The sequence below is a fragment of the Staphylococcus sp. EG-SA-2 genome (assembly GCF_017152085.1).
Map to the genome: position 1 here is coordinate 1 of NZ_JACYHC010001021.1, position 808 is coordinate 808.

At 34.5% G+C, this 808-nt stretch carries 2 protein-coding genes; both read right to left on the reverse strand.

Annotated elements, in window-relative coordinates:
* Positions 1–186: 186 nt before the first annotated feature.
* Entirely contained in the window at positions 187–561 is a 375-nt protein-coding gene (locus IDG60_RS17475) for a hypothetical protein (protein ID WP_000340977.1), read from the reverse strand.
* Between the two features lie 55 nt (positions 562–616).
* Positions 617–808, reverse strand: a 192-nt coding sequence (locus IDG60_RS17480; protein WP_206160993.1) for a hypothetical protein, incomplete at its 5' end; no start/stop codon positions are given.

Sequence of the window (808 nt, forward strand, 5' to 3'; positions counted from 1 at the left end):
ACAACACTTCCCAACTTCACTTGCAGTATGCTTCCTGTCTTTTGAGCTGTGTAATACCATGTACGTACCTCTTTTCAATCAAAATAAAAAGCCAGTGCCGATGCACTGACCAAAAACATTATTTACATTTACGACCATACAAATAACATGATAACCATCTTGCCCAACTCATTATGTCCACCTCCCTTAAGGTAATAACGCAGTAATTGATGCAGTAATGACTGCAATCATAACAATTGTTACAAGCGCCCATATGGCACCTACGAGCCATTTATTTTGGGCGAGTGTCTTTTCTTCATTTTTTTGCGCAACATCTACTTGCGTTTGATATCTTTCTTCAATTCTGTTTAATATCTTTGTTTGCTCTAAATTCTCATCTACAACTTTATCTTGCTTATCTTTAAGTTCTTTATGAGATTCTCTTAGTTCATTATGATGTTGCTTATGTTCCTCTCTAAGTTCAAGCACATGATCAGCTGTTTCATTTGCTAGTATTTCAACATCATCAACACGTTCAACTAATTCAGAAAGCTCTTTTTTTATTTTCTGAATATCATCCAAAACTACACCTACTTTCTAAGAAAGCTATGAGCGTAATGCTCATAACTTAGTATAGTTACATTGTTTCGCTATCAACTGATTTATCAGATGACAAGTCAGTTCTATCCACAACTTCTTTCACAACTTTCACACCGTTTTGATTGCCTGTTAATTGATATAAAAGATTTAAAGTTTCAGCAATCTTTTTAGCGTTTTCCTCAGATTTAAAATCTTGTGCATAACTTGCTGAATCGGACGTTGTAAAACT